The organism is Actinoplanes sp. NPDC000266, from assembly GCF_042899005.1.
Classification (GTDB): domain Bacteria; phylum Actinomycetota; class Actinomycetes; order Mycobacteriales; family Micromonosporaceae; genus Actinoplanes.
Window position 1 is genome coordinate 263,231 of the sequence record NZ_JBIAZI010000009.1, and the last position, 26,735, is coordinate 289,965.

Genomic DNA, 26,735 nt, shown 5'->3' on the forward strand with positions numbered 1-26,735 from the left:
CAAAGACGAACAAAGTGGACTAAACACCCACATAACGTACGCATGATTCGCCCATCAGGGGCGTAAACGCCGAAAAGGCGGCCCCGCCAGGCCGCCTTCCGGTTTCACGCTACTACCCGTTCATCAACTTCAGCATCTGCTGGATCTCGCCCTGCCGGGACTGCTTGACCCGCTCGCCGAACTTCTTGGCCTCGGCGTTCAGGCCGCCGGTGGCCTCGATCTTCGACATCTCCATGGCCTGGTGCTGGTGGGCCAGGAAGAGATTGAGGAACGCCGTGTCGAACTCGGATGCCTTCACCGTGCTCAGCGCCTTGATCTCGGCCGCACCGGTGCCGGGCAGGCCGCCGTGGTCGGCGTGCAGGCTGGCCGCGGTGTCGGCCGTGGTCTTGGCGCCCCATCCCGCGAGCCACGACTGGATCATCGCGAGCTCGTCCTTCTCGGTCGCCTGGATGGCCTGGGCCAGCGTGCGCAGCTCGGGGTTCTGCGCCCGTTTGACCGCGGTCGAGGTCATCTCGAGGCCCTGCTTCTGGTGGTACGCCAGCATCTGCAGGAACATCACGTCGGTCTCGTTGTGCTCGTCGCCCGCCTTGATCTCGGCGACGGCCTCGGCGCTGACGGTCTTCCCGGTCGGCGGCGCCGCCTCCTTCGCGGTGCCGCACGCTCCGAGCAGCAGGGGCGCGATCAGCGCGGCGGTGATCAGACGGCGCTTCACAGCGGCAGCCACAGCGCAAGGGTGTAGATCGACGGCTCCCAGCTGACGATCGACGTGTGGGCCTGGCGGGTCTGGTAGCGGACGCCGTTGTAGGTCACGACGTCACCGATCTTGTAGGACACGCCCGGGGCCCACGCGGCTCCGCCGGCCGCCGGAGGAGCGGTCGTCGTCGCCGTGGGCGCGGTGGTCGCCGGCGCGGTCGTACCGGGCGCTGTCGTGGGCGCCTTGGTGGGCGTGGTTGCAGTAGGCGCAGTCGTCGGGGCGCTGGTCGTCGGTGCTGTTGTGGGCGTCGATGAGGACGACCCGCCGATGTTCAGGTCGACGCAGTTGTAGAAGGCGTTCGCGGTGTCGGCGATGTTCCAGACGGCGAGAACCTTCTGCCGGCCCGGGAACTTCGACAGGTCGACGGTGTGATTGACGACCGCCGCCGGCTGCGCGCCGCCGTCGTCGAACGTGGCGACCTTCGTACCCCCGATGAAGTATTCCCAGGTCGAGGTCTTGTGCCGCGCGGTCAGCACCCAGCTGAAGTTCACCGAGGAGCCGACGGCCTTGGCCGGCCAGTTCCTCGATTCGTCGGACAGCACCGAGAACTGGGATACCCCGCCATCGCACGACTTCAAGCCCTTCGGTCCCTCGACGGACTGGGGCTCGAACTGGATCTGCCCGCAGTCCGACACCGCCCCCGACGCGCACAGCGCCTGGCGGCTGGGCGGCGAGGACACGTATCCGTGCGCCAGGGCGGGCGAGGCAACCGTCAGAGTCGCACCCGCCGTCATACCGAGGGCCAGCAGTGGGTAGGCGATCTTCCTGCGCATGTCAGCTCTCTCCGTCGATGTCGTCCCGGCATTTACGGCGGGAACGTTATGAGGAGCTGCCATAACGGAGCCTTAAAGGCACCGGAAAGGATCATGAAACCAGACGACGACCACGATCGGGTGCTTGCAGGAAGATCCCGACCCGGGCCCCGCCGAGCGGGCTCCGGGACAGCACGAGCTGACCGCCGACCTCCTCGGCTGCGCGGCGCACGATGTCCAGGCCCAGGCCGGTCGAGCCGGCCCCGCTCACCCCGCGCTGCACCGACCGCGACGGGTTCGCGATGCCCGGACCGGCGTCGTCGACCAGCAGGCCGGCCGCCGAGACGCTGACCCGGAAGGCCGTTCCGTCCGGGGTGTGCGAGAAGACGTTGCCCAGAATCGCGTCGACCACGCCGATCAGCTCGCTGCGCGGGATCGTCACCATGACCGGCTCGTCGCCGCCGACGACCTCCCACGGCCGTTCCTGATCCTCGGCCAGCACCGACCAGAACGCCAGCCGGTCGGCCAGCACCTCGACCAGGTCGGTCTGCTCGCGGCCGCGCGCCTCCACGCCGAGCCGGGCGCCCTTGATGATCGCCTCGAGTTCCTCGTCGAGCAGGTCGCAGGCCTGGCGCATGCGCTCCCCGATGGGGCCGGGCGGCATGGCCTCGGCGTCGAGGCGGAGCGCCGTCAGAGGCGTACGCAATCGGTGTGAAAGATCTGCCGCCAGCTCGCGTTCCTTGTCCATGAGGCTGCGCAGGTCGTCGGCCATCGCGTTGAAGGCGGTCGCCGCCTCCCGCAGCTCCAGCGGCCCGTCCGGCTTCACCCGCGTGCCGAGCTCGCCGCCACCGAGCCGCCGGGCCGAGCCGGCCAGCTCCCGGGTCGCCCGCACCAGCCGGCTGCCGAGCCGGTCGGCCAGCAGCGTCGAGCCCGCGACCAGCGCGATCGCCAGCCCGCCGAGCACGAACCAGGCCGTCCAGACCCCACGCCGCATCTCCGAGTCGGGCACGTAGACCTCGACCACCACGGTGCGCCCGTCGGTCAGCACGGTCGGCTGGAGATACGCCACCCCGTCCGGAGCCGGCGCCAAAACGGACTTTCGGTCCTGGGCGACGATCGAGATTTGCGCATCCGACAAATGGGAGAAACCAATTGCTGCGACATCGGGCAGATGTACGGCCATCCGGGCCGCCCCACCGGCCGTCGTGCTGGCCACCGCGTTGGTCAGCAGCGTCGGATCGGCGTCCACGCCGAGCACGGTGACGAGCGACGTCGCTTGCTGACGGGCGTCACTGACGGCCCGATCATGCGCGATCTGCTGTACGGCCACGGCCAGCGGCACGAGGAACGCCAGGGCGACCATCGAGGTGATCGCGAGCGCAAGCCGGTTGAGCGCCCACCTCATCGGGGGTCGACCATCATCACGCCCACCCCGCGCACGGTGTGCAGGAAGCGCGGCTTGGCCGCGGTCTCACCCAGCTTGCGGCGCAGCCAGGAGATGTGGACGTCGATCGTCTGCTCCTCGCCGATCCGGGCCTGGTTCCAGACCTCGTTCATCAGCTCCCGCCGGCTGATCACCTGCCCGACCCGCTCGGCCAGGTAGGCCAGCACGTCGAACTCCCGCCGGGTCAGCTGCAACGGCTGCCCGCCCAGCTCGGCCCGGCGCTGCCGCGGGTTGATCACCAGGTCGCCCACGGTGATCGCGGTCGGCTGCTCCTCGGCCTGGGTCCGCGCCCGGCGCAGCACGGCGGCGATCCGGGCCAGGATGTGCCCGCCCGAGAACGGCTTGGTCACGTAGTCGTCGGCGCCGGCGCTGAGCAACTGGATGATGTCGGCCTCGGAGCGCCGTGCGGTGGCCACGATGACCGGGACATCGGACACCGACCGCATCATCCGCAACGCGTCCGTACCGTCGATGTCGGGCAGCCCGAGATCGAGGATGACCAGGTCAGGCCGCTCATCGGTGACAATCTTGAGAGCCTCGGTGGCCCGTCCGACCGGCCGCACGACGTGCCCCGCATCGGTCAGGGCCCGGGACAGCGCGGCCGTGATGATGCGGTCGTCCTCGACCAGCAGGATCATCGCCATGGCGTACACCATAGGGGCAGGTGCGATTATGGTCGCCGTGCGATCTTCCCGGTGGACACCGATCGTGGGCTGGCTGGCCGCCACCGCCACGAGCATCGTGCTGGCCTCGGTGGCATTGCTTCCGGTCCTGCGGACCTCGGCGCCCGAGGACAGCGCGCTCGCGGCGCTGCCCGCGGCCGACACGAGCAGCTTCCCGGCGCCGCTGCCCAGCGTGACCACGCCCGCAGCCCCGACCACGGCGGCTCCGGCCACCACGACGACGACAACGCGGCCGCGCCCCACGAAAACGACGAAATCGCCCACGAAGGAGCCGGCCAAGCCGACGACCACCCCGCCGACGGCCACTACCGCCACGACGCCGCCGACCACGACCGAGGACGGCTGGACGGTCACGACGGGCGCCGACGGCGTACGGACGTACGTCCGGTCCTTCAAGGTCGAGGGCGGCCAGGCAGTCATCCGGATGACGTCGAAGGGTGTGGTCCAGTTGGTGACCGCGACCCCGGCCGATGGCTGGGCCGTCCAGAAGGTGCAGGACTCACCGGACAACCTGGCGGTCTACTTCAACGAGACCAACCACAGCTTCATCATCCACGCCACGTGGTGGGACGACCGCCCGTTCGCCGAGGTCAGTGAAATCGGGTCCTAACCAGCGGCTGGTGGCGGGGAGATCACCTGCTTGATTCGGGCCGCCGCATCCTCTGGCGGCTCGTGCTCCCAAACACGAATCACCTCCCAGCCGGCGGCGGTGAGAGCGGAGGTGGCTTCTTGGTCGCGCTGCACTGTGCGCGCAAGCTTGGGTCCCCAGTACCAGTCGTTCACCTTGGGCTTGCGGCCATGCTCAGGGCACAGGTGCCAGAAGCACCCGTCCACAAATATGGCCACTCGTTTGCGAGTGAAGACGATGTCCGGCCGGACGCGAACGCCGTCAAGATCTAGCCGCAGATCCTTTCGGAACCGCAAGCCGTGGCTGTGCAGAAGTGCACGAAGCCTGATTTCGGGCTTCGTGTCACTTCTGCGGATGGCCTGCATGTTCCGTGATCTGCCCTCATTGAGGGGCTGTGGGTGACGGTACGTCTCCCAAGCCCGGCTGCGGGCTTCATCCGCCATGCTGACAACTGTAAATAGAGCTCTTAGCTCACCTTCGACCGGGTGCGCGCCTGCGCAAAGGCCGCGTGACGGTCGTGGTCTTCCTGACCCCGGAATGCCTTCCATTCCCCAAGCTGGTAGGTCTCACGCTGCCCACGCTTCTTGACCTCGATCGAGAAATCGTGAGAAAGGACGTCGATGCGTTTCTTGATCTCATCGATGGTCATCGAGCTGCCCAGGAGGCCGTGAATGCGGTCCGCGGTCAGCGGGCCGTCGCTGTCGCGTAGCAGCCGGTAAACCTCGTCGTGGACCTTGCGCGGAGCGGGAATCTCGGCCGGGGAGCCCTCCTTGCGCAGGGCCCGGGCGATCGACTCACCCACCGCCCGCGCGACCGGCGGCGGGAACGCGTTGCCAATCTGGCGGTACTTGCTGGTCTTGAGGCCCTTGAATTCCCATTCGTACTCGGCGCCGTACCAGCCCTGGATGCGCGCGACCATCTCGACCGTGAGCTTCGGCCCTCGGGGGTGATCGTCTATGTTCCAGTCCGGTTTCGGCGCCTCATTCGCAAGTCCGTGACCGTCGGTCCACAGTTCCGCCCATGCGCGCTTTGCGCGAGTAGGGCCTAGGTCGGCCCCGCCATGCTTCTTGCTGCCGCCGACGATCGTGGGGGCGATCTTGTTAGCTGCTGTCATCCAGCGCTGCAGGTAGTCGTCGCGCCAGCCGTTGGCGCTAATCAGGTCACCCAAGACGCCACTGACGGTGTTGGTTGCGGCAGCCTTCTGGGGCCACGCGAAGTAGTCGACATAGTCAGGGCGAAGCGCGACAAGGATCATGCGTGGCCGCAACTGTGCGACGCCGAAGTCTCGTGCCTCGAGCAGCTCCCAGAAGGCTGTGTAGCCGAGGGCGGCGAAGCGATCGACGACGGCTTGCCGATATCCAGCGAAACGTGCGTCGTTCAATCCCCGCACATTCTCGAGCAAGACGGCCTCGGGCTCCATCCGCCCGGCGGCTTCCACGGCCCACGCGAAGAGGTCGCGCTCGTCGGCCGAGCCAAGCTGCTTGCCCGCGACGGAGAAGGGGGGGCAAGGAACGCCGCCGGCAAGCAGCTGGGCCTTGCCGCGGTACTCCTCCGGCTTCCAGACCTCCTCGTCCGCGACGTCGCCGACCTTGACGATCTGGCTGACGTCGTCGCCGGGCTGGATCCGCTCCAGGTTCGCTGACAGGGTCCTTGCGGCATTGGAATCGAGCTCAACGGCCAAGTGGTGACGGAAGCCCGCGAGGTGCAGTCCCAGCGATTGCCCACCAGCTCCGGCGCAGATCTCCACGACACTCAGGTCAGTCACTGCTCTCCCTCAGTTGTCTCGGTCCGTAGCTAACGAACGTGCCACCGTCGGTTCATCTTCCTGCACGACATAGCGGACCGCCGTCTACGGGGCGCTCCTCTATGTGACGTGTCGCAGAAAGTCATCACCTTACGGTTCGCTGACGCTATGGCCAGCGGTCTGACAGGGCCGTTGGCAAGACCTGCGCTCGGTAGTGCGTGGTGATACACCAACGCCGCGAGCGAAGACATTTCGGTCACCAGCTGCAGCCTCTTAAGGGGTAAGTCACCGCACGTCACAGGTCGTTCGAGGTCTTATTGCGGCGTTCAAGGGGCCGACGGTAGCTGGTCTGCCTTCTGCGGAGCTGCCCCTCGCCCCTTGCTCGTAGCCTCAGCCGATCTACCTCGCTGGCTCAAGTTGGCATGTCAGCGCTCTTACCGGAGACGCTGCGCTGACCACTAGCGTTCGTACATGCATACGAATGAAACCGAGGATCGAGCCGACGTCGGCTCGCCCCTGCCCCATGAGTATTCAGATCGGGATCCCCTGCGTCGGGCGAGAGCCCGGCCAGAGGGCCGGGCTCAAAGCCGGGCGCCAGGCTCGAGTGAGCTGCCGGCGCCGCAGGCACGCGGCGATGGCTGTGAGAGCTTCGAGGTAGCCGAAATTTGTGCGGGCGCGGGTGGCCAAGCCTTTGGCCTGGAGCGAGCGGGATTCGATCATGCTGTCGCGGTGGAGCTGGACGGCAACGCGTGCAATACGCTGCGCCTCAATCGGCCATCCTGGAAGATCGCCGAGGGTGATGTCGCGGATCAATCGGTGTGGCGTCCAGCCGACTTTCAGGGCGTGTCACTTCTGGCTGGCGGGGTCCCATGCCCGCCGTTCTCCATCGCGGGGAAGCAGTTGGGCGCGGATGACGAGAGGGACCTCTTCGCCTGGGCGGTGGAACAGGTGGCCGTTGTCAAACCTCGTGCAGTGTTGCTGGAGAATGTGCGCGGACTGAGTCTTCCGCGCTTCGCGGGCTATCGGCAGCACGTCCTCGATCGCCTCACCGAGCTTAGATATGTCCCGTCCTGGCGGTTGCTGCATGCGTCTGACCATGGCGTTCCCCAGCTTCGGCCTCGATTCATCCTGGTAGCGCTCAAGAGTGAGGACGCGCCGTATTTCCGCTGGCCGGCTTCCGCAGGCGAGCCTCCGACGGTAGGGCAAGCGCTGGCCAGCCTGATGGGAGCCAACGGCTGGCAGGGGACATGTGACTGGGCTGCCAAAGCCAACAAGATCGCTCCCACGATCGTCGGCGGTTCCCATAAGCACGGCGGAGCAGATTTAGGTCCCACGCGGGCGAGGCGCGCTTGGGCGGGGCTGGGGGTAAACGGCTCGAGCCTCGCGGATGTCGCCCCAAGCTGGGGCGACAGGTTCGACGTGGGGCCAAAGCTGACAAACGAAATGGTGGCCAGGATCCAAGGTTGGTCCGCTGATTTTGAATGGTCATTCACCGGGAGCAAGACGGCTAAATATCGCCAGATTGGCAACGCCTTTCCGCCTCCGGTCGCCCACGCCGTCGGTGCCGAGCTCATGCGGGCGTTCAAGAGAGAGCGAGGGCTGAGGGACGTTGAGGCCGCCGGCCGTGACGTGCTTTTCGAGGCGCTGCGATCAGCGGAGGGCTTTTCGGGACGCAGTCGGCTGATGCAGCTGGCCGGCATCGTTGAAGGTGCCGAGTTGGAGCGGAGGCTCAGTGCGCTGAGCCGGGACTTCGAGTTACAGGTTGATGGCACCGGCGCCGAGCCGGCGTACCGGCTCGGCAAGTTCAGGGGTTTCACCGGTCAAGCCGATCACCGTCGGCATGGTGCTTTCCTTAAGCGTCGGGCCCGGATCAGCTAGCGTCCGTCCCTTGTCGAGCGGTCTCGCCGCAGTGAGGTCGCGTGGGTCAGGTGAGCTGGCCGACTGACCGGCACGATCCTGCTAGCGCGGGGCTCACAATTTTGTGGGGGCGAGTGGCGGCCGAGCCGGTTCTCGTCCCCACAGTCCGACGCCGTGCCGACACTCGGCTTGGCGCGGTTAGCAACTGGTCTTGCACCGCTACTGAAGCCGGTCAGTGTGCAGCGGATGGGTGACCGCGGCACTGGCCGATATTCAGCATCCCGGCTGCGTTTGCGTACAAGTCGCGACGTGGAACGCGACCAAGCCGATCTTGCGCCGGCTAGATTTCAGGAAGGTGAGACGGGGAGGATTGCAGTGATCGAGGGCGTCAAGTTTGTGCGTTATCGCGGTTTCGAGCGGTTTCAGGTGAAGCTATCTCCGGACGCTATTCTGGTCGGCCCGAACAGCGCCGGAAAATCGACCATCATTGAGTCGCTAGCGCTGGCTGAAAGATGTCTGCGAACGGCCCGGCGTAAGGCTCCCACCCTGACAGTCGATCTTCAGGACAGGAAGGTCAAGGCCTTCGCCCTTCCTCGCCCCGAGGTTGAGGGGGTAGACCCTGTCTATTACGACTTTTCCCGCGAGGGAACGCGAGTGACGGTGAGCTGGTCGACCGGCACCCAGTTGCACGTCAGCTGGCCCGGCGACGACGAAGACGGTTCCCAAGACGGCTTCTACTGGCTCGAGCATCCGGACGGCTGGCAGCCCAGAGCCAACATGGTCGACCAGTGGTACCCGGCGCCGACGATCGTTCCGGTCGTCACCCCCCTCGATCCGGTGGAGGACCTGAAGAACGCCGACTACATCCGCAAGCTTGCCGGCAGCCGGCTGGCTAGCCGGCACTTCCGCAATCATCTGTGGCTGATGAAAAAGGCGGGCGAACTCCAGGAGTTCCTCGACTTCGCGGCGCCCTGGATTCCCGAGATCGATGTCCGCGAGGTCGTGCTGGACGCGGGGGCGGACCGGCTGGGTGTGTTCTACAACGAAAGGCGTAGCCGCATCCCGAAGGAGCTCGCCTGGGCGGGCGACGGCATGCAGATTTGGCTACAGCTGCTCTGGCACATCTATCGCGCGAAGGACACGCCAACCATCGTGCTGGATGAACCCGAGGTATATCTGCACCCAGATCTGCAACGGCGTCTGATCCGCCTGCTCGACGAGTGCGAAGCCCAGGTGATCTTGGCGAGCCACTCCTCCGAGGTGATCACCGAGGCGTCCCCGGAGTCGGTGGTGTGGATCGACCGGAGCCAGCGCGGCGGCAAGCGAGTGAGCGCGCCCTCGAAGCTGGCAGGTATCGCTGATGGCCTGGGAACCAACTACAACCTGGCACTCGTACGTGCGAGCCGAAGCCGGATGGTTATCGCGGCGGAATCTGCCGACATACGTCTACTCCGCCCTCTGGCGCGCGTAGTGGGTGCGCGGGCCATCTCGACCGAGGACAACGTCTCGTTTGTGCCGATCCGGTCCTTCACCGCATGGGCGAGTAGCGATCCGCTCATCTGGATGGCTAAGGATGTACTCACTGAAGTACCCACATTCGCCGTCCTGTTGAGCTCCGGCGGCCGTCCGCCCGAGTTCGATTCGAAGATCGCCGGCGAACTTGCCGGCGCGGGCATCGAATGCAGGATCTGGCCTTGGAGGGAACTTCTCAACTGCCTGCTCACTCCGTCTGTCCTCAGCCGGGCCTCGGGATCCGATCCTGCCGTCATGGCTCACCGGTTGGCAGATGCTATCGACGCGGCGGAGGATGAGGCGCAGCAAAATTTTGAGGCCGTAAGGCGGGCCGTTGGGGGGTCTCTCGAAGTAGAAGAGGTGGAGCGAGTCCGGACAGTATCGGCGCAGTTAGTTATCGATCATCTGAACCAGTGGCTGGTTCCGAAAGGATACCGGGGTCTGACACCGGCTTCGATTGCCAAGGCGGCCCGATACGCGGATCTGCCGGTAGAAGTCAGCTCAGCGCTGATTGCCCTGGAGGATGCGCTCTAGCTAGGACGGCATCCAGTCGAAACGCCCGGGCGGTGTAAAAGGAATTCCGAGGTCGAAGAAGGGAAGACCTGCGACGATATCTTGTGGCCCGAGGGTGTACCTTGCGCTTTCCCATCGGGCCGTTGCTGTGCTGTCCGCTGGCGCTTTGGTGACGAGGACGGCGGTCGGCACAGTGCCGACCGCGCCGATGGCGCCGTCCTCAGTGAGACCGATCGTTACCAGTCGCCAGGCAGGATCGAGTTGCGCGATCTCGTACTCATGGCGGCTTAGAAATACAACTAGGCGGCCGCGCCGATTCGTGCTCTTCACTTCCAAGTGCCAGACGGCGCGGCCGTTGGACAGTTCGATGTCATAGCCAAGCCCGTCACTTTCCAGAGCGACGTGTCTAGCGGAACCTGGCGCGACCATGTTCAGCAGTTGCACCAGTGCGCTTTCCCCGGCTAGACCGATTCGTGCCCGCTCGGCTAAGTCGATCTTCCGATGCACCTGGCGAACCGCCAGCACAGCTTCGCTCTCTGGCAATCCGAGGGCGTTGGCAATGTGTGCGAGGTCGCTGGGCATGTCGTCGGGCTTGGAGACATAGCTGTCAGCCTCAGCGAGCCACGGCGGCTGAGTTTCCTGAAGCGTTGCGCCGAGTAGTACTCGTGCGAAACTTCCTGGGGCACTTTGGGCAGCCCGGCCGATAAGCACGAATCCTTGCTCACTATCTGCGACAAGCTTTATGGACACAAGCCAGTCGAGGGCAGTCGCATATTGGGTTCGTGTCAGGTCTGCGTAGGCGGGATCGGCACGGATCAGTGCTGCCGCCTGGTCGTATGACGACCGTGACAGCAGATACAACCAGCGCAGCGCAGCGCGCAGCGTTCTCTCAGGAAGCATGCGAAAGGTATCCCAGGAGCGCGGCCACGTCACTGGTGTTCATGCCGACTGACGAGTCTGGTTCTTCCTCGAGGTCGCTCAGCTGGAGAACGTCTGGATCGTCGAGAATCCCGCCCATGAAGCGGAGCTTGTCGGCCAGCCGGGCGGCTACCAGCTCGTCGATCGTCTCGTTGGCGACAAGGATACGAATGCGTGTTTCGGTTCCTGGGGCAAGTCCGAGCCGATGGATACGGTCCTGGCTTTGCAAGAAGCGCCCGGCGGCAAAATCGCGATCGAGGTATACCGCTTCATGGCACTCGTGGTGCAGGCTGACGCCCTCGCCAAGCGTGGCTGGGTTCGACAGCAGGACCATGCAGTCGTCGTCCTCACGGAATCGCTTCAGCTGTTCGGTGCGATCTAGGGTTCCCCCATGGACCACGGCGGGACTGTACGCCTTCAGTAACTCCTCGAGGGACGTCAGATTACGCACAAAAGTGGACCAGACAATCGTCTTTCGGCCGCGTGCCGAGTTGTCCGAAACGATCTTCAGTGCGGCTTGGTACTTCGGAGCGAGCTCGTATGCAGGGAGGTCTCGCATGAGCTCAGAGAGAGAGGAGTCAGCCGGTGGAATGAGTGGCGGGACTCTGTAGGGCAGCGGGTCGTACCGGCTAGCACCCGGCGCTAGGAGGGCCGGCGTCGTTGCTGCCATCAGCAGGTAAAGCGTGATCCGCCCGAGCGCCTCGATCTCATCGCTGCCGGATCGCACGCGCCGGGACACCTGCCCGAGCAGCGCGTCGTACAACTCGCGGTGCAGCGGCGACAGGTCCACTGGAACGGTCTTGATGTCGACGTCCGGCAGGTGAAGTTGAGCCTTGGTCGTCCGGACGAAGAGCGGCCGCAGCTTCTGACTCGCCGTCCGGAGGTCGTTGCCAGCGATTGCCTGGGATACGGCCCGCCGGCCTTGGCCTGGCCAAACGAAGGACATCAAGTTTTCAAGATCCCGCGGGCCGTTCGGTGCGGGTGTCCCGGTGAGGATGAGGCGGTGTGCCGCGTATGGGCCGAGTGCCAGACAAGCGGAACCCCAAGCGCCGGCTGCCCCCAGCTTCATTCGATGCGCCTCGTCGAGGACGAGCATGGAGGGTCGCGCCCTCAGCCAGATCAATAGTGCGGCACGTGCATCGGGGAGCCGCTCGTAGTTGATGAGAACGATGTCCGCTTGCGGGACGGTCGAGGTATCCATGGCGGCGACCCTTGGAGCCACTTCCGGGGAGTAGCAGACGAGGGTTTCGTTCTGCCAGCTTTCCTGCGCCGACTTTGGGCACACGACCAGCATGCGCTGGACAAGACCGCGATCGCGGCGCGCTTGGAAGAGCGCCAGGCCCATCCGGGTCTTACCTGCGCCCGGGACACTGAAATTTGCTCCGTGAGAAAGGCCCGCCAGCTTGACGAGATGCTCAAGCTGAAGATCGTTTAGGTTTCCGACCCATCCACCGCCGAGTAAGTCGCCCGGCGGCGAAGGTGTGCCGGCGTGTTCGCCTACGTCGGACAATGCGGCCGCAGCCGTGGAGGCATCCACATTGTTTTGCTCGACCAAGGCGAGTAGTTCTCGCTGCCAGCGCACATTGCCGTGATCGCCAGCCGGCCAATGGGACAGCTCATCAAGGTTGACTAGGAAATCGTCAATGTCGACATCGATAGCCGTGAGGCTGATGCTTGTCGCGGTTGGTAGCCGGCCGCGTAGTGCCTGTAGGGCGCGGCTCATGGGCTCATCGCAGGTGAGCTCGATTCGTCCTGCGACCGTCGAGAAACGAAGGTCAAGCATCAGGAAGCGTCGTCCTTGAGCGTGGTCGCTCCGCGCAGCCATGCCAAGCCAGGCCGATCCTGTGCCTTCTCGGCCGAGCGAAGTACGAGCTGGGCGAGCTTGGTGATGCTGACCTGAAGCTGACTGAGGGCGTCGTCTAGATCATCCGCGTCGAAGTTGGCGGTGGCCCGGGCCTCAGCGACGGCCGAGGCGGCGAGGTCGAGACTCTCGGACGCGTCGGTGAGCCGCTCCACCGCGGCATACCGGCGCTTTGTGACCCTGCTGTTCTTTCCGGCCTTGTCCAGCGCCGAATTGAACGCCTCGTCGATATTCTTCAGCTCCTTGCTCGCCTCCGCGAGCTTTTCCGGAGTTACGAGAGCCGGGTACAGCTCCGTCGCCTTTGCCTTCAGGATCGACGTGGTCCACGACTTGAGCTTTTCGAGCTCGGCGCTCGGCGGGGAAGTGGTGATCGACGTGCCCGGGATTGCTCTTGGAGCAGCTGTCGCTACGATATCCGGCACTATCCTCTTGAGATACTTCTGAGTAAAGTCGGCATCGATGAGGCGAAGGTCGGTCTTGGACTTGTCAAGCACCATGGCTGCGAGACGCTGCTCCTTCAGGGCCTCCGCCTGATCCGGAGAGTTGGCCTTGAGCACATTCCATGCCCGGTACAGCTCTTCCAACTGCCCCTGGTCGGCCTCGAAGTCAATGAGCCGCATCGAGAGCTCCGCGCCGGCGGTCCCGGCGGAACGGCTGCGCTCGATGGCCTCCCGGACGAACTGAAGAATCCAGACATTCCGCTCGAAGGTCGCTGCCTTCATCCGGAATGCTCGCTGGATCTTGACTGGCGGATGACCGGAAGCTACGCGCTCGTCAATCGCAAGCAGAAGGTTCATGAAGGAGTAGTCGCGCCGGTGATCCTTGCGCAATTGAAGCGCGAGTTCGATGCCCTGAATGTCGTCGAGTCCGGCATCCTTTGGCAAGACTGCGACACGGATGTTCTCAGAGCCCAGCTCTTTTAGTGCGGCCCGGCGCGTATTGCCGTTGATCAGAACCCCGGACCGCGTGATGATGCCAGGATCGTTCTGGCCGTGTTCGCGCAAGTCCTCCTTCAGGGCGTCGAAGCTCGGATCCGTCTTCCCCGGATCGGTCGGGCTGCCCATGAGCAAGTCGTGAAGGTACTTCTGTGCCGTCTGTCCGTAAGGATCCACTTCCAGCGCTCTGTCGCGCTCGGGATCCAACGCCCGTTGTGCCCTGATCCGGTGCGTGTTGGGATTATAGGTCAGCAGATTGATCGGCATCTGAATCACGGGCAACGGCAAGGGGCGGTCGCGGTACTCAATGGACAGTGTTTCCAGGAGACCTGACTTATCGAGAGCGTCGAGGCGCAGCTCAACCACGTTTTGAACATCCACGGCGTTTGCTGGACCGGACAGAATCACGGATGTGTCCCCATTCGTGGTGGCGCTGGTTTGCTCCGAGATCATCGTCGTCTCCCAATCGAGGGTCAAGCACGCTGCCGACGGGTCGCGCCGCAATGCGAGTATGACGGTCATGACCCGACTCGATTGGCGTAACACGAGCCTGTCCGGCCGCAAGCGCATAGCTCTCTGGCTGCATACCGAAGTGCGGCAAGGAGGCGTCTTCACTAAGCAGCAGATGCGCACGGCGCTGAGCACTGCGGACAAGGAGGAGCAGGACGAGCAGCTCGATCGCCGAATGCGGGACCTCCGTGACGAAGGCTGGGTCATCTCCACTAACCGCGAAGATCGTTCGCTGGCCCTGAAAGAACTTCGCCTGGTCCAGGAAGGCGGGGCGGTGTGGCAAGACGGTTACCAGTCGCGCAAACCCAAGGTCCCGACGGCCAAAGAGCGCGCTGCAATCTTCGCTGCGGATGACTACGCCTGTCGCTTCTGTGGTGTGAGCGCTGGCGATACCTATCCCGAAGACGCTCTCCGCACAGCGAAGCTGACGCTGTCGATGGGAGAGTCCGGGTTGGTGACGTCATGTGATCGCTGCCGGGCAGGCGCGCCGGAGGTCGGCACCACTGATGACATCTTGGAAGCGGCGTCGGAGTTGACCGCCGAGGAGCAAGCTGTTTTGAGGCGTTGGGTGTTCCAAGGCCGTCGGCCCAAGAGTTCGCTTGCCAGCGTGTGGGCTCGGTACAACCAGCTATCCGCCACAGAACGGCGGGCCTTCGCGGCTGACCTGAGGCATCGCTAGGCACCATGCTGTGCTCGAACCTCATCTCGAAGGTCGGATAGCGTGAGCAGGGCACACCGACTTGGCTAAGGGGAGCACGTGGAGCTGTTGCACTCGGGGAAGATCCGGGAGATCTATGCCGATGGGGAGGACATCCTTCTCGTCGCGTCGGACCGGATCTCGATCTATGACGTTGTGCTGCCTACGGCGATTCCCGACAAGGGGAAGATCCTCACCCAGCTGTCGCTCTGGTGGTTCGAGCAGCTTGCCGATGTTGTGCCCAACCACATCATCTCCAGCACTGACGTGCCCGCGGAGTGGGCCGGCCGTGCAGTGAGGTGTGAGCGGCTCGACATGGTCATGGTCGAGTGCATCGCTCGCGGCTATCTCGCCGGGTCGGGGCTCAAGGACTACGAGCGGGACGGCGCCGTCTCCGGTGTGGCGCTTCCGCCGGGGCTGATCGAAGGGTCTCAGCTTCCTGAGCCGATTTTCACGCCTAGCAGCAAGGTGCCGCCGGGGCAGGGGCACGACGAGCCCATGACCTACGAGGAGGTCGGAGCGAAGCTCGGGGCCGAGCGGGCCGCCGAGCTCAAGCGGATCACGCTCGAGGTCTACCGGCGGGGTTCCGAGATCGCCGCGGCCAAGGGGATCATCATCGCGGACACCAAGATTGAGCTCGGGGTGGCCAAGGACGGGTCGCTGAAGCTGGCCGACGAGCTTCTCACCCCGGATGCCGCGCGGTTCTGGTCGGCCGACGAGTGGAAGCCGGGTGGGACGCAGCGCTACCTCGACAAGCAGTTCCTTCGGGACTGGGCCACCCACAACACCGACTGGGACCGTACCGAGCCGGGGCCGGAGATTCCGGACGAGGTGGTCGAAGCGACCCGTAACCGGTACGTCGAGGTCTACGAGCGGCTCACCGGGGAGAAGTGGCGCTAAGCGTGCTTTCGCGTCGCCGTCCACCACATCGGTGACGGTGAGGTGCCGTTGCGCTTGTTGAACAGGTACGTGCCGTAGCCGACGGCCAGCGTGGCCATCAGCACGCCCGTCCAGCCGCCGAAGACGATGCACAGCGGTGCGATCGTCCACAGCAGAACCGCCAGTGCCGTGCGCAGCCGGCGCCTGGGCCGGCCCATCCGGTCCACGCGCCGGCAGAAGTGTGGATCGTTTTCGCGCAGTTCGGTCACCAAGCCGTCGAAGGCGGCCTTGTCAGTGGGATCGAGCACGGCTGACCACCTCCGAGGGGGATGCCGGACGCCGGCATAGATACCCGCCACGCTGTGCCTAAAAACGTACGCTCCGTCACGTGGCACACCTACGATCAACGTGTGGATTACGGTCACCCGCTTGAATTCGGGACGTTCATCACTCCCGTCAACAATCCGCCCAGGGCCGCGGTCGCTCGCGCGCAGCTCAGTGAGCAGCTCGGCTACGACCTGGCCACGTTCCAGGACCATCCGTACCAGCCGGCGTTTCTGGACACGTGGACGCTGCTGAGCTGGGTGGCGGCGCAGACCGAGACGATCCACCTGGCCGGCAACGTGTTCAACGTGCCGATGCGGCCCGCGCCTGTCCTGGCCCGTGCCGCCGCCAGCCTCGACCTGCTCTCCGGTGGGCGGCTCGCGCTCGGTCTCGGCGCCGGCGCCTTCTGGGACGCCATGGTGGCCATGGGCTTCCCCCGGCGTACGGCTGGGGAGTCGGTGGAGCAGCTGGGCGAGGCCATCGACGTCATCCGGGAGCTGTGGAACGAGGCCGATACTCAACAGCTGCGCTACGACGGCGACTACTACAAGCTGGCCGGGGCCAAACGCGGGCCGGCGCCGGAGCACGAGGTGCCGATCTGGGTGGGCGCCTACAAGCCGCGCATGCTCCGCCTGGTGGGTGCCAAGGCCGACGGCTGGGTGCCCTCACTGGCGTACCTCAAATCGGGTGATCTCGCCCGTGGCAATGAGCTCATCGACGAGGCGGCCACGGCCGCGGGCCGAGATCCTCGGGAGATCCGGCGGCTGCTCAACATCGGCGGGGCGGGCAAGTCGCCGGAGGAGTGGATCGGCGAGCTCGTCCCGATGGCGCTGGAGAACGGCGTCGCGACCTTCATTCTCGGCACCGATGATCCGCAGGAGATGCAGCGCTTCGCGGCCGAGGTGATTCCGGCGGTGCGGGAGGCGGTCGGCCGGGAACGCGCCCGGGAAGGGGTGACGACCGGGCCGGTGCGCAGCGTCGCGGTGCTCGCGCAGCGGCGTGACGACATCGACTACGACGGTCTGCCGCCTTCGCTCTCGGCCGTCGAGCCCGGCGATTTCGGGTACGCCAAGGTGCGCTCCACCTATATGCGCGGAGGCTCACCGGGTCTCGTGATCCAGCCGCGCGACGCCGGTCAGGTGGCCGAGGCGCTCGCGTTCGCCCGCGACCAGGACGTGCCGCTGGCGGTGCGCAGCGGCGGGCACGGCATCAGCGGACGGTCCACGAACGACGGTGGCATCGTGATCGACCTGTCGTCGATGCGGGAGATCACCGTCCTGTCGGCCGAGCATCGCCTGGTGCGGGTCGAGGCCGGCGCCCGCTGGAAGGACGTGGCCGCGGTGCTGGCGCCGCACGGGTGGGCGCTGAGCAGCGGCGACTACGGCGGTGTGGGCGTGGGCGGTCTGGCCACGGCCGGCGGCATCGGCTGGCTGGCCCGCGAGCACGGGCTGACCATCGACCATGTGCGGGCGGCCGAGATGGTGCTCGCCGACGGGAGCCGCGTCCGGGTCAGCGACGAGGAGAATCAAGAGCTTTTCTGGGCCGTACGGGGTGCCGGCGCCAATTTCGGCATCGTGACGGCGTTCGAGTTCCAGGTGGACGAGATCGGCGATGTCGGCTTCGGCCAGTTCGTGTTCGAGGCGTCGGACGCGGCCGGGCTGCTGCGCCAGTGGGGCGAGGCGATGGAGGCGGCGCCGCGCGACGTCACCACCAACCTGATCATGGGTCCGCCCCGCCGGGGGCAATCTCTGGCCCAGGTGTACGGGGTGGTCGACTCCGTGAAGCCGGAGACCATCATCGAGCGGTTCACGCCGATCGCTCAGATCGCGCCGCTGCTCGACCAGCAGGTGCAGTTGGTGCCGTACGCCGGGGTCATGAACGTTCCGGACGCCACCCACGAAGGGCAGGGCGAGCCGGTGGCCCGCTCCGGCCTGATCGACCACCTGACGCCGGACTTCTGCGAGGCGGTGGCCGACCTGCTGTCCTCCGGGACGGTCTACTTCTTCCAGGTGCGATCGGTCGGTGGAGCGGTGGCCGATGTGCCCGAGGACGCGACCGCCTATTCGCACCGATCGGCCAACTTCTCAGTCGTCGCTTTCGGCTCGTCTAAGGACAAATTGGATGAAAAGTGGGCGGCGATGGCGTCCCACTTCCGGGGCCTCTATCTCTCGTTCGAGACTGACCAGAGCCCCGAACGTGTGCACGAAGCGTGGCCGGAGAAGTCGCTGGCCCGGCTGCTGGCCCTGAAGAAGCAGTACGACCCGGCCAACGTCTTCCGCGACAACTTCAACATTGACCCGGTGGGCTGACACACGAAAGAGCACTCGCCCCGATGGACGAGTGCTCGTATGTGCCGGGGGTCTAGGAGCTGCTGGACGCCGTGGCGGCGTGGGAGACGCCGCACGTGGGGCACTGGTTGTTGGTCTGGCGGAGGCGCCAGCCCAGCCACACGCCCGACAGGAGGCTCAGGAGGCCGACGACGGCGGCGACCGTGACCGCGCCGGTCATGCGGCCGAGTGGCGCAGCGGAAGGCCGGACTGGGTGTAGAGGCTGCCGCGGCCGGGGAACGGCTGACGGCGGTCGACCGCCGGGTCCTCGGACGAACGGGCCGTCACGTACGGCGCGGTGAAGGTGTCGACGCCGGTGCCGAGGTGGGCTCCGGGGCGATAGGTGACGGTCACCGCGCGAGGCGAGGCCGCCTCGATCACGCCGGCGCGCCATCCGTCGCGGTAGACCCACACCCGGTCGGACGGGTGGTAGCTGTCGGCGGGCGCGACGTCCGCCGGGTCTCGCTGAGGTGGGGCGGTGGTGGGGGTAGCGGTCGGTGCCGTGGACATCGAGTGGACCCTCCCAGATCTCGCCAGATACGGACTTCCGGGCGGCAATCACCACCACCCAGCCCCCGCATCGGCCGAGAAGCCGAACTTTCAGCACGCTCTGTCAGCAATCGGTGCGTGTCTGTCAGCTATCATCCTCGCCGACAGGTGCGTTCGCAAGGCCGGATGCACGTGCATCCGGCGGGGGCGAATGCTCCGGGCGTTGCGCTCGGCGTGTTTCGCCGTGGAGGATCTCCCCCTTAGGATGCTTGGGGACTGCGGCCGGCAGCCCACACACAGCTATGACGAGGAGTCAGGTGAGCGCGGGTACGCAGCAGGAGGAGGCGCCGGGTACCGGCCCTACAGTCCTGCGCATCCTGCTCGGCACGCAGTTGCGCAAGCTCCGCGAAGCCAGGGGGATCACCCGTGAGGACGCCGGGTGGGAGATCCGGGCCTCCGGCTCGAAGATCAGCCGCATGGAGCTCGGCCGGGTCAGCTTCAAGGAACGGGACGTCAACGACCTGCTGACCCTGTACGGGGTCAAGGACGCCAGCGAGCGTGAATCGCTGCTCGTCCTGGCGCGGCAGGCCAACAACCCGGGCTGGTGGCAGCAGTTCAGCGACGTCATGCCGGGGTGGTTCCAGTCCTATCTGGGCCTCGAGGCGGCGGCCACGCTGATCCGTACGTACGAGATCCAGTTCGTGCCGGGCCTGCTCCAGACGGCCGACTACGCCCGCGCGGTGATCATGCTGGGTCACGCCGGAGTGACGCCCGAGGAGATGGACCGCCGCGTCGAGCTGCGCCGGCAGCGCCAGGCCATCCTCGACCGGCCCGGCGATGCGCCTCAGCTTTGGGCGGTGATCGACGAGGCGGTGCTGCGCCGGCCGATCGGCGGCATCGACGTCATGCGTGCTCAGATCGAGTTCCTGATCGAGGCGGCCAAGAAGCCGAACGTACGGCTCCAGATCATCCCGTTCCACGCCGGCGGTCACGCCGCGGCGGGCGGGCCGTTCGCGATCCTGCGCTTCCCGGAGCCGGAGCTGCCCGACGTCGTCTACGTCGAGCAGCTGACCAGCGCGATCTATCTGGACAAGCGCGAGGACGTCGACCAGTACGCGATGGCCATGGAGCGGGTCTGTATCGACGCCGAGCCGCCGAACCACACGCCGGAGATCCTCGGCAAGCTGCTGCACGAGATCGGCCGACCGGCCTGACGGGCTTTTTTCGGGTTTCACACTAGAGGCGTACGAGCTGCAGTCTCGTACGCCTCTAGTTTTTGGTCTTTTGACCGTTTGAGTCTCAGGCGAGCAGGTTGTCGAAGTCGCCGTCGCGAACTCCGCCCAGGAACGCCTCGATCTCGGCCGGGGTGTAGATCAGGGCCGGGCCCTCGGGGTCCCGAGAGTTGCGCATGGCCACGTCACCGTTCGACAGAACGGCAGCCTCGACGCAGTTGCCGCTGGGGTTGCTGCGCCGGCTCTTCTGCCAGGTGACACCCTCCAACTGCCCGGCGGGGATGCCGTTAATCGCGTGCGTCATGTGAAGCTCCCTTGGTTTGCTCCGGTCGGGGATCGTCCGGAGGCAGATGCTCTCCAGTGAGCAATCAATGCCTCACACGTTGTGCAAATGCACGTGCATTTGGCCTTGCGTACTCACGGGATTGTGAGCATGATAACGCACGTACGCACACTCTTGGGGGTCACTAAGGGTGACATCTTTGAGTGACGGATCGGTCGCGGAAACGGCGTCTGCGGCCTCGGCGCGAGGCTCCTTGGCGGGGGCGTCCGAGCGAGAGGTACCACAATGTCCGTTCCCAACATCGGCCCTGAGCACTTCGACCAGGGCGACCCCGACGGGGTCGAGGGATCGCGCCGGGGCAACCCGGCTCCGCTCTATCGAGATGAGACGGTGACCGACGACGTGACCGCGGCCTCAACCCGGGCAAGCGCTGTCACACACCGTTTTGGGGGGATCAGGTACGCCCTGTCCCGCCCCGGAACACCGACGGCCGACCCTCGGCCGTCTACTGAGGAGGGTGGTTCTGACAGCCCCGAGTGATCTCGTTCGCCACCGTTCCGGTGATGCTCGAGGCGCCGTTGTCGGCGCGCCTCGCACGAGCGGTCACGCGCTGTTCGCGGTGGCACGGCTTGATTACGCCCCGTGTGCGCCACTCGGTCGCCGGAGGCCGCACGCCGAGGCTCGACACGGCGGCCACCACCCCCGCCGGTGAAGACGACCGACAGATTTCTTGTGGAAGCTGCCTGGCGGATACCCGTTATTGGCGAGATGTAAACAACTGAATTCGCGGGTGTGACGCCGTAACACCCGCTCCCGCGCCCTTGAGGGCGCCGCCAGGCTCCGGCCGGGCGGTCCGGTTCCCCCGTGCCGGATCGCTCGGCCGGTTTGGCTTCAGGGCGCGCAAGACGCGCCTGCCGGGTTGGCGGCGGGGCAGGCGGCACCCTCTGGGTCGGCGGCGGGCGGCGGCGCCGATCGGGTTGGCTGCGAGGCGGTGGCGCCGATCGGGTTGGCGACGGGGCGGCGGCGCCGATCGGGTTGGTGGCGAGGCGGGTGGCGCCATCTGGATTGGCGACGGGGCGGCGGCGTCGATCGGGTTGATCGCGGGGCGGGCGGCGCCGATTGGGTTGATCGCGGGGCGGGTGGCGTCGATTGGGTTGGTCGCGGGGCGGGTGGCGTCGACCGGTTGGTCGCGGGACATAGGACGCGCTGGCTGGGTTGGCCGCAAGGCATGAGACGCGCTGCTCGGGTTCGCCACAGGGTGCGCGGTGGGAAGGCGTCGGGAGGTTCGGCGGCCGGGCGTGGTCGGAGGCGTCGACCGGGTTGGGTGCGGGGCGCGCGGTAGGAGTCGGCCCGGTCGGCCACAGAGCACGCAGAAGAGAGCCCGGACCGGTCAGGCCGGCCGAGGACACCGGTTGGGGCCACACCGGCTGTAAAGGCGTGCGGAAGAGCGGCATCGGCCCGCTGAGCACGGGAGCGAGAAGCATCAGATCAGTCGCGGGGTGGGCGGCGACGGCGTCGGGTCAGTCGCGGGGTGGCAGCGAGAGCGTCGGGTCAGTCGCGGGGTGGGCAGCGAGGGCGTCGGGTCAGTCGCGGGGTGGGCGGCGAGGGCGTCGGGTCAGTCGCGGGGGGCGCGAGCGAAAGGTGCCGGGCCGGTCAGACGCAGGGCGCGCGCGACGAAGCGGGGACCGGTCGCAAGGCGCGCGGGCGTGAAGCGCCGGCCGACTGCGGCTGCGCGATCAGCTGGGAAAGCTAGGGCTTGCGGGCGACGCCGGCCCAGTAGTACGCGGCCTTCGGGTCGTCGACCGGCTCGTCGGGGCGCCAGCTCGAGACGGGCACCAGGCCGGGCTCCAGCAGCTCCCAATCGCCGAACAGGCGCTCGACGGCCTCTCTGGTGCGGGCCACCAAGGTCATGCCGGCGCTTGTGGCCGCTGTGACCGCCTCGCCCACCTCTTCCGGTGCGAAGTCCGCCGTCGGGTGTGTGATGGCCAGGCAGCTGCCCGACGGCATCGCGTCGCGCAGGGCGGCCACGCTCGACCACGGATCGTCCTGGTCGGCGATCAGCATCAGGATGGCGATCAGGGTGAGGCCGATCGGCTCGTCGAAGCTGAGCGTCTCGAGCAGCGTCGGGTCTTTGAGGATCGAGTCGGGGTCGCGGATGTCGGCCGAGATGTACTCGCTGCGGCCCTGCTCCGTGCTGATCATCAGGGCTCGGGCGTGTACCAGCACGATCGGGTCGTTGTCCACATAGACCACCCGGGCCTCAGGGGTGATCCGCTGGGCCACCTCGTGCAGGTTGGGCCGCGTCGGGATGCCCGTGCCGATGTCGAGGAACTGGCGGATGCCTTCCTTCTCGACCAGGTTGCGGGCCGCCCGGTGGACGAACTTGCGATTTTCGCCCGCCATGTAGCGCATGCCGGGGATCGCCTTGATCATGGCCTCGCCAACGGCGCGGTCGACCGCGAAGTTGTCCTTGCCGCCCAGCCAGTAGTCGTAGATGCGGGCGGAGTGAGGCACGTTGATGTTCACACCCGGGGGTGCGACTTCGTTCTCCACGGGGTACAGCGTAGCGGTCTTAATTGATCAAGTTGAGTCCCAGCTCAGGCCGCTGCCGCCCGCATCCCGCGGTGGACGACGCGGTCGCGGCCGGCGTGCTTGGCCGCGTACAGATTGCGGTCGGCCAGGGAGAGAAGGTTGTCGCTCTCGGTCTCGGACAGGCCGGCGACCCCGATGCTGATCGTGACCGGCAGACCCCGGGTGAGCGTGCCCCAGTCGTAGCCCCGCACCGCGCGGCGGATGGCGTCGAACTCCGCGGCGGCCTGGGCGACGGAACGGCCCGGCATCACCATCACGAACTCCTCGCCGCCCAGCCGGGCCACGAAGGCCTCCCTCGACACCGCCGCCAGCTCCGTCTCGAGCAGTTTCGCCACCTGGACGAGCACCTGGTCGCCGACGTCGTGCGACAGCTGATCGTTGATCCGCTTGAAGTGGTCGAGGTCGATGATCGCGACGACCAGGTCGGGGTCGGTGTCGATCAGGCCGGGCAGCTGTTCGTCCAGGTAGCGGCGGTTGCGCAGCCCGGTCAGCGGATCGCGGCGGGCCTGCTCGCGGAACCTCTCGGCCTCCTGGCGCGCCTCGGCCGTCTCGAACAGGGCCTGCCTGGTGCGGGCCTGCGCCTCGCGCTGCCGCGAATGCAGGTTGGTGAAGGCCGAGAAGAAGAGCTTGTGGACCTCGTACGCCTGAGCGAACTCACCCCGCGCCGCGTGCAACTCGGCCTGCTCCTGGTGCACCCGCACCAGCACGTCGGCCAGTTCCCGTTCCACACACAGGCTGCGGCAGGCGTCCAGACTGGCCTGGGCCCGGTCGTACGCCTCCAGGCCGCGCTGCGCCCGGGTGAGGGTCAGCAGATATTCGGGCAGCGCGTCGGCGTCGTCCTCACGGCCGGCGAGATGGCGCTCGATGCAGACCTCGAGCGTGTGCTCGGCCTCGGCGTAGCGCCCCCGCCCGATCTCGATGAGCCCGATCGTGTCGAGCAGCGACGCGTCCAGCTCGAAGCCGTGCTCGGCCGCGTGCCGCTGGAGGCGCTGCGCGACCCGCTCGGCCAGCTCGTGGTTGCCGGCGGCGTACTCGGCGTACGCGAAGTTGTTGAGGACCGCGAGCCTCAGGTCCTGCCGTCCGTACTCGATGGCCAGCCGTTCGGCCTGCTCGAAGCGGTAGCGGGCGGCGTCGATGGAGTGGCTGAAGGCCAGGGCGTCGGCCAGCTTGACCCGGTGCCAGACGCGCATGTGGTCGGTGGCGGTCTCGTCGAGCAGTTCGACGCTGAGCACCGCGTGTTCGAGGCACTGGGCCGGGTCGCCGAGGTGGCGGTGGATGTTCGACCACACGAGGTGGGTGCGGGCGGTGAGCTGGCGGGCGCCGTTGTCGACCGCCCACTGGTGCACCTTCCAGATGCGCTGGGCCGCGCCCGCGACGTCGCCGGCGCGCATCCGCAGGTTGGCCTGGCTGAGCCGGGCGCGGGTGGCGAGCAACTCGTTGCCGAGCAGGCGGGCCTGCCGTTCGAGCCGCACGGCCCGGTCGAGCATCGCTTCCGCGTCCCAGTTGATCTCGTCTTCGAGCTCGAGCAGGGCGGCGGAGAGACTCTCGGCGTCCAACCTGCCACCTCCCTCAGCTCCGGCACCATAGATCGGCAGCGCGGGCTCGGGGATGAGGATGATCAGCGCTCCGCTTTCGAAGATTAGCTCTGCGTTAGCCCCGAGTTCCACGTCTCCAGGCGTGACGATTGTCGCCACTCCTGTAACGAGCCGAATACAGAAAGATGCGGCACCCTGCGGGGTGCCGCATCTTCGAGCGGGGATCAGCGGGCGAGCGCCGCTTCCTTCTCCGGTGCCGAATCGGCCGGGGCGTCGACCGTCGTGCGGAGCGCGATCGGCTTGAGGAAGGCCGCGGCCACCACGCCGACCACCGCCACCGCCGCCGAGATCAGGAAGATGTGGCCGGTGGCGTCGCCGTACGCGGCCCGGACGATGTGCTGCACCGCGTCCGGCAGGGCCGACAGGTTGAGCGTGCTCACGCTGCCCCCGGAGGAGCTGCCACCCGAGACGCCGGCGTTGGCCAGGTCCGTGGTGATCGTGTCGGAGACCCGGCGGGCCAGGACCGCGCCGAGGACCGAGACGCCGATCGTGCCGCCGAGCGAGCGGAAGAAGGCGACCGTCGAGCTGGCCGCGCCGATGTCCTTGAGCGAGACCGTGTTCTGCACGGTCAGCACCAGGTTCTGCATCGACATGCCGACGCCCGCGCCGACCAGGAACATCGAGGCGCCGACGTACCAGAGCGGGGTGTCGTGGTCGAGGAACGAGAGCCCGGCGAAGCCCAGGACCAGGATGATCGTGCCGGCCAGGATGTACGGCTTGATCTTGCCGTACTTGGTGATGAGCCGGCCCGAGATGGTCGACGAGATCAGGATGCCGCCCATCATCGGGATGGTCAGCAGGCCGGCCTCGGTCGGGCTGTAGCCGCGGCCGATCTGGAAGTACTGGCCGAGGAAGACGGCGCCACCGAACATCGCCATGCCGACCGAGAGGCTGGCCAGGATGGCAAGGGCGGTGTTGCGCTTGGCCACGATGTCGAGCGGGACGACGGGCTCGGCGACCCGCTTCTCGGTCCAGACCGCGGCGGCCAGCAGGACCAGGGCGCCACCGACCATCGCGGCGCTCTGCCACGAGACCCAGGCGAACGAGCCGTCGACGAACGAGACCCAGATCAGCAGGACGCTGACGCCGGCCGCGATCAGCGACGCGCCCAGGTAGTCGATCTTGACGTTGGCCCGGCGGATGACCTCGAGGTTGAGGGTCTTCTGCAGGACGACCAGGGCGATCACGGCGATCGGGGCGCCGATGAAGAAGCACCAGCGCCATCCGAGGCTGCTGTCGACGATCAGGCCGCCCAGCAGCGGGCCGCCGACCGTGGCCAGGGCCATGACGCCACCGAGGTAGCCGTTGTAGCGTCCGCGCTCGCGGGGCGGGATCATCGCGGCGATGGCGACCTGGACCAGGGCCTGGACGCCACCCATGCCGAGGCCCTGGAACGCGCGGGCGGCGATGAGCTGCGGGGCGGTCTGCGCGAAGCCGGCGATGATCGAGCCGAGCACGAAGACCACGATGCTGATCTGCACAAGCAACTTCTTGCTGTACAGGTCGGCCAGCTTGCCCCAGATGGGGGTGGACGCGGTGGCGGTCAGCAGGGTGGCGGTGACCACCCACGTGTACTGGGTCTGTGACCCGTCGAGCGCGCCGATGATCGTCGGCAGCGCGGTCGAGACGATGGTCGAGCTGGCCATCGCGACGAAGAGCACCAGCAGGAGGCCGGAGAGGGCCTCCATGATCTGGCGATGTGACATGGCACCCGGTCGGGCGCCGGTGATGCTCGGGGCGCTCATCGCGCAGCCTCCATCAGATCGTCGGTGAAGCGCTGAAGCATCGTCGAGAGGGCGCGTCGCTCCTCGGGTGTCCAGTCGCGCAGGGCATCGGCAAGCTGCCGATGGTGGTGGGTCATGACCTCGTCGAGAACCTCGCGGCCCCGCTCGGTGACGTCGAGGACCGCGGCCCGGCCGTCGGCGGGGTCGGCGGCTCGTTCGACGAGTCCGGCCTTGACCAGCGCCGCCACGGAGCGGCTGACCGTCGAGGGATCGAGGGCACACTCGGCGGCCAGCGACTTCACGTGAGTGCCGCGGCCGGTGGCGATCATCACGAGGGTGCCGAGCGTGCCCGGCGGCACGGCCGCGTCGTGCGGCGCCAGCCTGCTCTTGAACACGCGGATGGCCCTGAGCAATTCCTGCATCTGCGTCAGCAGCGCGTCATCGATCACGGTCGGCCTCCCACGGATTTGATTGCCACATAC

At 66.7% G+C, this 26,735-nt stretch carries 24 protein-coding genes; 7 read left to right on the top strand and 17 right to left on the bottom strand.

The window, feature by feature from the left end:
• Positions 1 to 112 precede the first annotated feature (112 nt).
• The 4 genes from ACFY36_RS34280 to ACFY36_RS34295 all read right to left on the bottom strand — a co-directional run bounded on the left by ACFY36_RS34280 (position 113) and on the right by ACFY36_RS34295 (position 3,594).
• Positions 113 to 724 carry a DUF305 domain-containing protein gene (locus ACFY36_RS34280; RefSeq protein WP_499750062.1) on the bottom strand — a complete coding sequence of 204 codons (612 nt, stop codon included), beginning with the start codon at positions 722 to 724 and terminating at the stop codon, positions 113 to 115.
• Positions 709 to 1,527 (bottom strand): lytic polysaccharide monooxygenase, encoded by an 819-nt coding sequence (locus ACFY36_RS34285; RefSeq protein ID WP_499750063.1) that lies wholly within the window; start codon positions 1,525 to 1,527, stop codon positions 709 to 711. The genes ACFY36_RS34280 and ACFY36_RS34285 overlap by 16 nt, the downstream gene beginning before the upstream one ends.
• 91 nt (positions 1,528 to 1,618) lie before the next feature.
• Complete coding sequence (locus tag ACFY36_RS34290; protein WP_499750064.1) at positions 1,619 to 2,911, bottom strand: HAMP domain-containing protein; 1,293 nt, start codon at positions 2,909 to 2,911, stop codon at positions 1,619 to 1,621.
• Positions 2,908 to 3,594, bottom strand: a complete 687-nt coding sequence (locus ACFY36_RS34295; RefSeq protein WP_498655947.1) for a response regulator transcription factor — start codon at positions 3,592 to 3,594, stop codon at positions 2,908 to 2,910. The genes ACFY36_RS34290 and ACFY36_RS34295 overlap by 4 nt, the downstream gene beginning before the upstream one ends.
• 28 nt (positions 3,595 to 3,622) lie before the next feature.
• Between ACFY36_RS34295 and ACFY36_RS34300 the strand changes: the two genes are divergently transcribed.
• Entirely contained in the window at positions 3,623 to 4,243 is a 621-nt protein-coding gene (locus ACFY36_RS34300; RefSeq protein ID WP_499750065.1) for a DNA mismatch repair protein MutL, read from the top strand.
• On the opposite strand, the gene ACFY36_RS34305 is transcribed toward ACFY36_RS34300, so the two are convergent.
• Positions 4,240 to 4,704: a very short patch repair endonuclease gene (locus tag ACFY36_RS34305; RefSeq protein WP_499750066.1), complete on the bottom strand. Its 465-nt coding sequence runs from the start codon at positions 4,702 to 4,704 to the stop codon at positions 4,240 to 4,242. The genes ACFY36_RS34300 and ACFY36_RS34305 overlap by 4 nt on opposite strands.
• A gap of 23 nt (positions 4,705 to 4,727) precedes the next feature.
• Positions 4,728 to 6,026, bottom strand: coding sequence for a DNA cytosine methyltransferase (locus tag ACFY36_RS34310; RefSeq protein WP_499750067.1), 1,299 nt, complete (start codon positions 6,024 to 6,026; stop codon positions 4,728 to 4,730).
• Between the two features lie 588 nt (positions 6,027 to 6,614).
• Between ACFY36_RS34310 and ACFY36_RS34315 the strand changes: the two genes are divergently transcribed.
• Together ACFY36_RS34315 and ACFY36_RS34320 are read left to right on the top strand one after the other, a co-directional pair.
• A complete protein-coding gene (locus ACFY36_RS34315; RefSeq protein WP_499750231.1) occupies positions 6,615 to 7,883 on the top strand; it encodes a DNA cytosine methyltransferase in 1,269 nt (422 codons plus the stop codon).
• Positions 7,884 to 8,171: 288 nt separating this feature from the next.
• On the top strand, positions 8,172 to 9,908 hold the full coding sequence (locus ACFY36_RS34320) for an ATP-binding protein (protein ID WP_499750068.1): 1,737 nt from the start codon (positions 8,172 to 8,174) through the stop codon (positions 9,906 to 9,908).
• Here the strand turns inward: ACFY36_RS34320 and ACFY36_RS34325 are convergent, their stop codons facing one another.
• The 3 genes from ACFY36_RS34325 to ACFY36_RS34335 are packed head-to-tail and all read right to left on the bottom strand — an operon-like array spanning position 9,909 to position 14,123.
• Positions 9,909 to 10,787, bottom strand: coding sequence for a protein NO VEIN domain-containing protein (locus ACFY36_RS34325; RefSeq protein WP_499750069.1), 879 nt, complete (start codon positions 10,785 to 10,787; stop codon positions 9,909 to 9,911). It abuts the gene before it with no gap.
• Entirely contained in the window at positions 10,777 to 12,588 is a 1,812-nt protein-coding gene (locus tag ACFY36_RS34330; protein WP_499750070.1) for a DEAD/DEAH box helicase, read from the bottom strand. The genes ACFY36_RS34325 and ACFY36_RS34330 overlap by 11 nt, the downstream gene beginning before the upstream one ends.
• Positions 12,588 to 14,123: a hypothetical protein gene (locus ACFY36_RS34335; RefSeq protein ID WP_499750071.1), complete on the bottom strand. Its 1,536-nt coding sequence runs from the start codon at positions 14,121 to 14,123 to the stop codon at positions 12,588 to 12,590. The genes ACFY36_RS34330 and ACFY36_RS34335 overlap by 1 nt, the downstream gene beginning before the upstream one ends.
• On the opposite strand from ACFY36_RS34335, the gene ACFY36_RS34340 reads away from it, so the two are divergent.
• Both ACFY36_RS34340 and ACFY36_RS34345 read left to right on the top strand, forming a co-directional pair.
• The gene (locus tag ACFY36_RS34340; protein ID WP_499750072.1) at positions 14,122 to 14,790 is read left to right on the top strand and encodes a KpnI family restriction enzyme N-terminal domain-containing protein; all 669 of its coding nucleotides are present in this window, start codon (positions 14,122 to 14,124) and stop codon (positions 14,788 to 14,790) included. The genes ACFY36_RS34335 and ACFY36_RS34340 overlap by 2 nt on opposite strands.
• Positions 14,791 to 14,868: 78 nt before the next feature.
• Entirely contained in the window at positions 14,869 to 15,708 is an 840-nt protein-coding gene (locus tag ACFY36_RS34345; RefSeq protein ID WP_499750073.1) for a phosphoribosylaminoimidazolesuccinocarboxamide synthase, read from the top strand.
• Here the strand turns inward: ACFY36_RS34345 and ACFY36_RS34350 are convergent.
• Positions 15,705 to 15,995: a DUF3040 domain-containing protein gene (locus ACFY36_RS34350; protein ID WP_499750074.1), complete on the bottom strand. Its 291-nt coding sequence runs from the start codon at positions 15,993 to 15,995 to the stop codon at positions 15,705 to 15,707. The two genes, ACFY36_RS34345 and ACFY36_RS34350, sit on opposite strands and share 4 nt — an antisense overlap.
• A 102-nt stretch (positions 15,996 to 16,097) precedes the next feature.
• Between ACFY36_RS34350 and ACFY36_RS34355 the strand changes: the two genes are divergently transcribed.
• On the top strand, positions 16,098 to 18,320 hold the full coding sequence (locus ACFY36_RS34355; protein ID WP_499750075.1) for an LLM class flavin-dependent oxidoreductase: 2,223 nt from the start codon (positions 16,098 to 16,100) through the stop codon (positions 18,318 to 18,320).
• Between the two features lie 52 nt (positions 18,321 to 18,372).
• Here the strand turns inward: ACFY36_RS34355 and ACFY36_RS34360 are convergent, their stop codons facing one another.
• Both ACFY36_RS34360 and ACFY36_RS34365 read right to left on the bottom strand, forming a co-directional pair.
• Complete coding sequence (locus ACFY36_RS34360) at positions 18,373 to 18,519, bottom strand: hypothetical protein (RefSeq protein WP_499750076.1); 147 nt, start codon at positions 18,517 to 18,519, stop codon at positions 18,373 to 18,375.
• Positions 18,516 to 18,848, bottom strand: coding sequence for a hypothetical protein (locus tag ACFY36_RS34365; protein WP_499750077.1), 333 nt, complete (start codon positions 18,846 to 18,848; stop codon positions 18,516 to 18,518). Before ACFY36_RS34365 ends, ACFY36_RS34360 begins: the two co-directional genes overlap by 4 nt.
• A gap of 281 nt (positions 18,849 to 19,129) precedes the next feature.
• On the opposite strand from ACFY36_RS34365, the gene ACFY36_RS34370 reads away from it, so the two are divergent.
• Positions 19,130 to 20,041 (top strand): Sco1979 family transcriptional regulator, encoded by a 912-nt coding sequence (locus tag ACFY36_RS34370; protein WP_499750078.1) that lies wholly within the window; start codon positions 19,130 to 19,132, stop codon positions 20,039 to 20,041.
• 85 nt (positions 20,042 to 20,126) lie between these two features.
• Here the strand turns inward: ACFY36_RS34370 and ACFY36_RS34375 are convergent, their stop codons facing one another.
• From ACFY36_RS34375 to ACFY36_RS34395, 5 genes are all read right to left on the bottom strand, one after another.
• On the bottom strand, positions 20,127 to 20,363 hold the full coding sequence (locus tag ACFY36_RS34375; protein WP_499750079.1) for a DUF397 domain-containing protein: 237 nt from the start codon (positions 20,361 to 20,363) through the stop codon (positions 20,127 to 20,129).
• A gap of 1,728 nt (positions 20,364 to 22,091) precedes the next feature.
• Complete coding sequence (locus tag ACFY36_RS34380) at positions 22,092 to 22,895, bottom strand: SAM-dependent methyltransferase (RefSeq protein WP_499750080.1); 804 nt, start codon at positions 22,893 to 22,895, stop codon at positions 22,092 to 22,094.
• 44 nt (positions 22,896 to 22,939) lie between these two features.
• A complete protein-coding gene (locus ACFY36_RS34385) occupies positions 22,940 to 24,490 on the bottom strand; it encodes a GGDEF domain-containing protein (RefSeq protein ID WP_499750081.1) in 1,551 nt (516 codons plus the stop codon).
• A 203-nt stretch (positions 24,491 to 24,693) separates the two neighbouring features.
• On the bottom strand, positions 24,694 to 26,274 hold the full coding sequence (locus ACFY36_RS34390; RefSeq protein WP_499750082.1) for an MDR family MFS transporter: 1,581 nt from the start codon (positions 26,272 to 26,274) through the stop codon (positions 24,694 to 24,696).
• Positions 26,271 to 26,702, bottom strand: a complete 432-nt coding sequence (locus ACFY36_RS34395; protein WP_499750083.1) for a MarR family winged helix-turn-helix transcriptional regulator — start codon at positions 26,700 to 26,702, stop codon at positions 26,271 to 26,273. Before ACFY36_RS34395 ends, ACFY36_RS34390 begins: the two co-directional genes overlap by 4 nt.
• Positions 26,703 to 26,735 lie beyond the last annotated feature (33 nt).